Source organism: Qipengyuania marisflavi (assembly GCF_005884405.1).
Taxonomy (GTDB): domain Bacteria; phylum Pseudomonadota; class Alphaproteobacteria; order Sphingomonadales; family Sphingomonadaceae; genus Qipengyuania; species Qipengyuania marisflavi.
Genome location: NZ_VCAO01000015.1, coordinates 1 through 6,084, shown reverse-complemented (window position 1 = coordinate 6,084; position 6,084 = coordinate 1). Strand labels below are relative to the sequence as shown.

Genomic DNA, 6,084 nt, shown 5'->3' with positions numbered 1-6,084 from the left:
AAAATCTCCCTCTCCTCCTTGAGGATCCGGTTCTCCAGGCGCAGACGTTCATTCTCACGGGCCAGATCCGCCTGCGGCGCGGCTACCAGATCAGTGGGCCGATATTGCGCGACCCACTTGCCCAGCGTCGACAATCCCACCCCTAAATCTGACGCAACACGCCGACGCGACAGCCCGCTGGCCAGCGCAATCCGCACCGCTTCCCGCTTGAACTCTTCTGTATGCTTCATCATCTCGTCGGCCTCCTTGATAGAGTGTTAAACTCTCAAGTGACCGGCACAAAACCGTTACAAGTCCATATCTTGGTCGAGATGGTCACGGAGCTTAGCATTCCGTTTCAGGTCATCTACACGACATCCATGATGAATCCGGACCTCGAACTCGATAACTATGTGATTGGCCCGCACTACACGAAGTCCAATCGGTCTCTCGAGGGTCTAGAGTAGCCCGTTGCCTGTGGGCCCGCGCTCTATGCATGTTCGCCGCACCTCGCCTACAGTCTCGACCCATTCGGGCGACGATCGCTAACCGGATTTCCTAAGGGCCGTCGCCCCTCGCGCGGGCAAGGCATCCAAACGAATCCATAGGCTTTCGCCTTGGAGCCTCGTGCGGAGCCTCCTTGCCCTTGCTACCCCAATTCTCGCCGTTCTCGGAGCGTCCGCTGTTGACCGCTGGATTCTGAAAAGCTGACGTTCGCTTTTCGGCCCCATTCCGGCACGGCGATTGAGCCATTCTGAGCACAGACGCCAGCGGTCTTGAAACTTTTTCAACCCAAAGCCTCTCTCGCCTCTGCCAAATCGATCCGCGCGTCATAGGAATGCTTGCGGAGCAGGTGCAATAGGTTCGCTCCGTTCAGAAGAGAAAGCGGCTTCGCGGTCGCGAACTTATGTGCATCAGGACCGAAATCCGATGTTGTCACTAGAATTCCCTTGGTGGCTCCTTCATTCATTACGGTGCCATATAAGTCGCGGACCGCCGCAACGCCGACAGTCCGAGTGTACCGCTTGGCCTGGATAACAATCTTGCCGCCACTGATTGGGTCGGGGTCGAATGCGATCGCATCGACACCCTCATCCCGGCTCGACTGAGTGACCTTGACCTCCCCCCCTCGCGAATTGAATTCCTTCTCGAACAACTCGCGGATCAGGTGTTCGAAGTCTTCCCAGTCCATCGCTGCCAAGTTGACCGAAGCATCGAGCGTATCGGCAATCTCGCGGCCATCGACGAAGCGGCGGTCGCTTTTGTCGATCGTGATAATTGGTGGGATAGGTGCCAGCGCCGCCAAGGAAGCAGCGGAAACGCCGCTCAGCGCCTTGAAGCAGGCCTTGGGCTCGACACGGGCAAGATCAATCTTTTCGAACTCTGCTCGCGAGCACAAAACGGAGAGGATGCAGTTGCGGTTCGAGAGTCCGTTGGCGGGGTTAATGGCGGTGACGAAGCCATTGAACGCGACGTTCTCGATGTTTTGGAAATCATCTGCTTCGAGAACCTCGTGAATGCTCCGCAAGGCAATCTGGTAGATCGTGTCTTCGAAAAGATCCTTCTTAGCTCTGGCGGCCAGCGGGGTTTCTTTTAGCTCGCCGGTTGCTCGGACGAACCGGACGGACTTCACGGTCGGGAGATCGTCGGGGTTCGGCATTTCGTACTCGACCAGCAAAGTCTTGTCTTGGGATCGATAATCGAGGACGAATTCCTTCTCGATGAGGCCGTGATAGTTCGAGGCCTCCAGAACGAGAGAAGCGTGTTCCATCACCGCCTCTTCGTGTCCCTCTCGCAGGGATCCAATCAGCTCTTCAATCGCCCGGTTATGTTCTGCAACCTCTTTATCATGCGCCGCCTTGTCCTCAGCATGTTTGGCCAGGAATGCGGACCTTTCCATCTCGTAGGCGACAATTGACTTATCGTGCGCATCCTTCCGCGCCGCTTCGCGTCGTTGCCATTCCTCCATTCGAACAGCGTGTGTCTCCTCAGCTTGCTGAATGAGGCTCGCCTTCTTGCCGAACAATGTGTCCCAGAAGGTGATCTTCGGCTCCTCGTAAGCCGGCGCATTTTCACGTTCCAGTTGCGGACGCGCTCTGTCGAATTTGTCGGAACGCCCGAAGGCATCATTCCTGCGAAGTTCGTCCCAATCTACCGTGTCGTCGATCCCGAGCGTGTGCGACAAGATATTCGAGAGCTGGTCACGTTCGAGTTCAGCCTGCACCGTGAGGCGTTCCGCTTCGGCTTTGCCGTCAGCGAACATCGTTTTCACGTTGTGCTTGTCGGTCTTCTCGTCCCATGATGCCAGAAGCGCATTCGCTTTCTCCTGCAGAATGGACAAGTCCGGGGCCCCAAGCTCGCGGTGAAGATTCAAGGTTCGATGGCGAAAGTCGATGTAGTAGCGGAGGATACGATCGCCGCGCGCGCTCCATTTGACGTTGAGATCACCCACCGAAATGTCGCTGAGATATCGGCTTTCGACTGTTATACCTGCCATGATGCCCCCTTCAATCAACTGGTATTCGCTAGCGCGGTCAAACCTGCTTTTCAGATCACGCCATTCAGAATTTAATGTCCATGTTGCGCCCACTTGAGAAATTCTCATCGTTCGACACGGTATTGACCTTTGGTCCGCGCTACTGATTCAATATTGGAATTCTGAGAGAGGTAAAGCGGATGACAAAAATCAAAGGTAAGAATGACGGTCCCGGCGGTCGCAACGAGCACTATGACATCGGAAACCGAAAGAACGTTCCACGGCGCAACGCTGTAGCGGAGGTCAAACGCGGCGACCATCCCGGTGCGCACGTGATAAAGATCAACGGCCGCGAGTATGTGCGTGACAACCCGGACAACTCGAAAAAGGATAACGTAAATCGGGATAGGTGATCGTTGCTTGGTGTGTGTTCTACCCTGCGGCCAGCCCGCTCAATCCGATGCGTGCTCCTGACGATGGGGCGTGCGTAACTAGCTCACCCATACTCTCGTCTATGTAAATGCCTCGCACCCTCTGGCGCACTGATCGCGCGGGTAGAACGTTCGGCGGCTTCCTGCTGTGCAAGTGTGCGATTGTTTGTGTGGACCACTGCCGCGATCCATGCGCGGAATCTCCCGCTACAAGGCGCGGCCAAACCAGATGACGCGGCCAACCACATGTACTTCAGACCGGTCCATGTCGTACCAAGTTGGGTAGGCTGGATTGTCGCTGGCAATTGTGATCTGCCGACCACCTGGTTTGATCGCGATACGCTTCACGACGAGGGCATCATCAGAGCGAAGGACATAAATCCCATCACGCAATCGCGATCCATGATCTGATGCATCGACCAGGACCTCGTCACCATCGCTGAGAGTGGGCTCCATCGAGTCACCCTTTACCCCAACGATCGACAGGCTGGCGCTCTTGGCCGAAGTCAGGTGCCGCAGCCACCGCTCATCGAACCCAAACCGGGTGTGTGCAGTCTCACTAGCAGCTACCGCGCCAAAGCCGGCGGATGCCTCCACATCGAGTACGGGGATCTCGACCATGCCATCGGTGACCGGGTTTGCCGGACCACCGAGCACTTGCTCGTCGACACCGAAGAAGCAGGCGAGCGTCTTTCGGTCTTCGTCATCGAGCTTTCTCGGAGACCCGCGCTTGATGAATTGCTGCACATAGGCAGGGTTGCGGCCGAGCAGCCGCGATATCGACGCGTAGCCATATCCGCTCTTGAGGATCAGCCGGTCGAGCTCCTCCCTCACATGTTCCATTCGCCTGTCCTTCGAATCTCAATCGTAGGAATTTTCCTAGACTCGGGGATATGATCCTACTAAGAACATACCAAGAACACAAGGGATTTGCGAGTCGGAGCGAAAGGGTCATGACCTTGCTAGAACGGATCGAAAAGCATTTGAAAGATAATCATATTTCGGCGACACGCTTCGGTAGGCGCGCAGTCGGTGATCCTCGATTCGTACTCGACCTCCGGCAAGGGCGAAGGCCGCGTCGACGAACGCTGGAGCGACTGGAAGCCTATCTGCAGTCAGTTGAGGCTGGAGATCCCAACGGTTCCATCAGGAACGGGACTTGCGCTCAACAAGTTGCTTATAGCGACGGGCAACATCTTGCCAAAGTCTTGCCCCGTCCGGCTCGCCGACCTGGCTTAGCTGATCGATCTTCGACGCAATGAATTCACCTCCGGCGTCGCCATGGTGTTTATCCACCCACAGCGCCATGCCCCAAAGCTCCTGATCACGGGTGAGCATCAGAAGAGTGACCTAATTCCTGCGATGAGCATGAGGACAATCGGAATACCCAGCAGCCATGCTTCGAGCTTCAATTCCCATTCCCGCTCGTTGCTCGGCAACGGATCATCGCTGTCGGGCCAGTCGCGCATCAGCACCACGGATCCCTGCGTCCGGACCAAGTTCGTGCGAGGCCTTCTGCGACCAACTGGTCGCCGATCGAGCGGCCATCGCGGATCAAAACCCGGAGCTTACGACCATATTGGTCTTCATCTCGATTGCCGATTGGAACTGCAGAGAACTCTCCCTGATTGAGCAGAACCACCAACCTGTCACGTGCCTTTATGCCGAGATCGTATTCGTAATCGCATCTTGGCTGCGAGATTTCCGGAGTGTCGATATCCGCGATCCTGATCTTCAAGCCTTCAAGCCAGATAGTGTCACCATCGACAACGCAGGTGCGCCTGACCATGCCGCAAACGGCAAAGCTGTGGGTCGTCCGCGCTTCGGCGCTTGCCGAGCCAAAAGGCCAGTAGATGCCTAAGACGCCGGCCAGAATTCCAACGAGCAATCCTCCGGCAACAAGCAGCGCCAGGCCGCGCAGTTTGCCTTGCTTCTGTCGGGAAACTCCTGCGCGAAAATCGAAGACATTATTCTCAGGTGATCTTCCTGCCATGCCACCTTCTTTCATTTCCGGACCTTCACGCCAAGACACCGTGCTCGCTTTCCCGATGATTTTCGGCTAGTTTCTCTGCAACGCGAGGGGGCGGCCTAGAGGGGAGAGTGCAGACTTGCTCCAGAAGGAGAATGAGCGATGAGCGATCCAGACAACACTCCCAATGGCAGCAAGCAGGACTGGGAAGGCTTTCGGGAGGTCGACCGGGCCATCGCCGAGGATCGTCTGTCCAAGTATTCAGTCCAAAAAGCATGGGCTGATCCCTGGGAAAGGAAGGCTTTGTATCTCACCGCCTTCGTCATCGCATGCTTCGTAATCTATGTGATCATCTACGACGGACTGATTTGAGCTACCATCCTTTCACATCGTCCGCGGCTTCGGCCGAGGCTCCTTTGGCATCGCGGGTCTTTCCGTCGAGGTAGCCCTTTACGGAACCGATCCTCTGTGCTCCCCGTTGCTGGACTCGATCGACATCGCGGGCGATGTTTTCTCGTTCGCTGGATGGGGTGCTCAGGCTTCCCGGCACACCTCCAAGCCGCACCGATCCCCGGACGCTTTCCGCACTACTCACCGAGGGCCGAGCGACGGGCGCAGAGGACGGCAGGACCAGGTCACCTGAGATCTCGGCATTTAGCTGGTCCGCATAGCTTTCGACGAACCGCGCCTGGAGCTGCTGGCCGCGCGCGCTCATCTGAAAGTCGATGTCGTCAAAGCGGACGGGACCGTAGTAGTCCCGGTTAGCCTCGATCTCTGCCATGCCCCATTCGCGATAAGCTTGGCTGAGGTTGAGAGTGCCTGCGGCATTGGCACTTTCGTACCAGCTTGCCTGGTTCTCGAGGCGGCTGGCGATCTCCTCGGCTCGGCGCGCTTCACGCGTATAGCTTTGCGCCTCTGTGATCGAGGTAGTGTGGACTTGTAACGGTTTTGTGCCGGTCACTTGAGAGTTTAACACTCTATCAAGGAGGCCGACGAGATGATGAAGCATACAGAAGAGTTCAAGCGGGAAGCGGTGCGGATTGCGCTGGCCAGCGGGCTGTCGCGTCGGCGTGTTGCGTCAGATTTAGGGGTGGGATTGTCGACGCTGGGCAAGTGGGTCGCGCAATATCGGCCCACTGATCTGGTAGCCGCGCCGCAGGCGGATCTGGCCCGTGAGAATGAACGTCTGCGCCTGGAGAACCGGATCCTCAAGGAGGAGAGGGAGATTT

At 56.8% G+C, this 6,084-nt stretch carries 9 protein-coding genes and 1 pseudogene; 3 read left to right on the top strand and 7 right to left on the bottom strand.

Annotated elements, in window-relative coordinates; translation table 11 throughout:
• Positions 1-233: transposase (locus FEV51_RS13065; protein ID WP_222927442.1), on the bottom strand; the 233-nt coding region annotated here is incomplete at its 3' end.
• 533 nt (positions 234-766) lie between these two features.
• The gene (locus FEV51_RS13060) at positions 767-2,476 is read right to left on the bottom strand and encodes a restriction endonuclease (protein WP_029140021.1); all 1,710 of its coding nucleotides are present in this window, start codon (positions 2,474-2,476) and stop codon (positions 767-769) included.
• A 179-nt stretch (positions 2,477-2,655) separates the two neighbouring features.
• On the opposite strand from FEV51_RS13060, the gene FEV51_RS13055 reads away from it, so the two are divergent.
• Positions 2,656-2,868 (top strand): DUF3892 domain-containing protein, encoded by a 213-nt coding sequence (locus tag FEV51_RS13055; protein WP_081432280.1) that lies wholly within the window; start codon positions 2,656-2,658, stop codon positions 2,866-2,868.
• Between the two features lie 225 nt (positions 2,869-3,093).
• Here FEV51_RS13055 and FEV51_RS13050 read toward each other — a convergent pair whose 3' ends face one another.
• The 4 genes from FEV51_RS13050 to FEV51_RS13385 form a co-directional block, all read right to left on the bottom strand.
• Positions 3,094-3,729 (bottom strand): S24 family peptidase, encoded by a 636-nt coding sequence (locus FEV51_RS13050; RefSeq protein ID WP_010412553.1) that lies wholly within the window; start codon positions 3,727-3,729, stop codon positions 3,094-3,096.
• 303 nt (positions 3,730-4,032) lie between these two features.
• Positions 4,033-4,224, bottom strand: coding sequence for a DUF6961 family protein (locus FEV51_RS13045; protein WP_010412557.1), 192 nt, complete (start codon positions 4,222-4,224; stop codon positions 4,033-4,035).
• Positions 4,224-4,361 carry a hypothetical protein gene (locus FEV51_RS13220; RefSeq protein WP_171033141.1) on the bottom strand — a complete coding sequence of 46 codons (138 nt, stop codon included), beginning with the start codon at positions 4,359-4,361 and terminating at the stop codon, positions 4,224-4,226. Before FEV51_RS13220 ends, FEV51_RS13045 begins: the two co-directional genes overlap by 1 nt.
• Positions 4,355-4,894: a thermonuclease family protein gene (locus FEV51_RS13385; RefSeq protein WP_011413817.1), complete on the bottom strand. Its 540-nt coding sequence runs from the start codon at positions 4,892-4,894 to the stop codon at positions 4,355-4,357. The genes FEV51_RS13220 and FEV51_RS13385 overlap by 7 nt, the downstream gene beginning before the upstream one ends.
• A 123-nt stretch (positions 4,895-5,017) precedes the next feature.
• Between FEV51_RS13385 and FEV51_RS13035 the strand changes: the two genes are divergently transcribed.
• Positions 5,018-5,227, top strand: coding sequence for a hypothetical protein (locus tag FEV51_RS13035; RefSeq protein ID WP_010412566.1), 210 nt, complete (start codon positions 5,018-5,020; stop codon positions 5,225-5,227).
• Position 5,228: 1 nt separating this feature from the next.
• Here the strand turns inward: FEV51_RS13035 and FEV51_RS13030 are convergent.
• Positions 5,229-5,786: pseudogene (locus FEV51_RS13030) on the bottom strand (conjugal transfer protein TraG N-terminal domain-containing protein); the annotation flags it as partial.
• A gap of 66 nt (positions 5,787-5,852) precedes the next feature.
• Between FEV51_RS13030 and FEV51_RS13025 the strand changes: the two are divergent.
• Positions 5,853-6,084: transposase (locus tag FEV51_RS13025; RefSeq protein WP_222927442.1), on the top strand; the 232-nt coding region annotated here is incomplete at its 3' end.

Excerpts from the sequence above, each read along its gene's own strand:
- FEV51_RS13060 (WP_029140021.1), bottom strand. The coding sequence starts at position 2,476 with ATGGCAGGTATAACAGTCGAAAGCCGATATCTCAGCGACATTTCGGTG.
- FEV51_RS13055 (WP_081432280.1), top strand. The coding sequence starts at position 2,656 with ATGACAAAAATCAAAGGTAAGAATGACGGTCCCGGCGGTCGCAACGAG.
- FEV51_RS13050 (WP_010412553.1), bottom strand. The coding sequence starts at position 3,729 with ATGGAACATGTGAGGGAGGAGCTCGACCGGCTGATCCTCAAGAGCGGA.
- FEV51_RS13045 (WP_010412557.1), bottom strand. The coding sequence starts at position 4,224 with ATGCTCACCCGTGATCAGGAGCTTTGGGGCATGGCGCTGTGGGTGGAT.
- FEV51_RS13385 (WP_011413817.1), bottom strand. The coding sequence starts at position 4,894 with ATGAAAGAAGGTGGCATGGCAGGAAGATCACCTGAGAATAATGTCTTC.
- FEV51_RS13035 (WP_010412566.1), top strand. The coding sequence starts at position 5,018 with ATGAGCGATCCAGACAACACTCCCAATGGCAGCAAGCAGGACTGGGAA.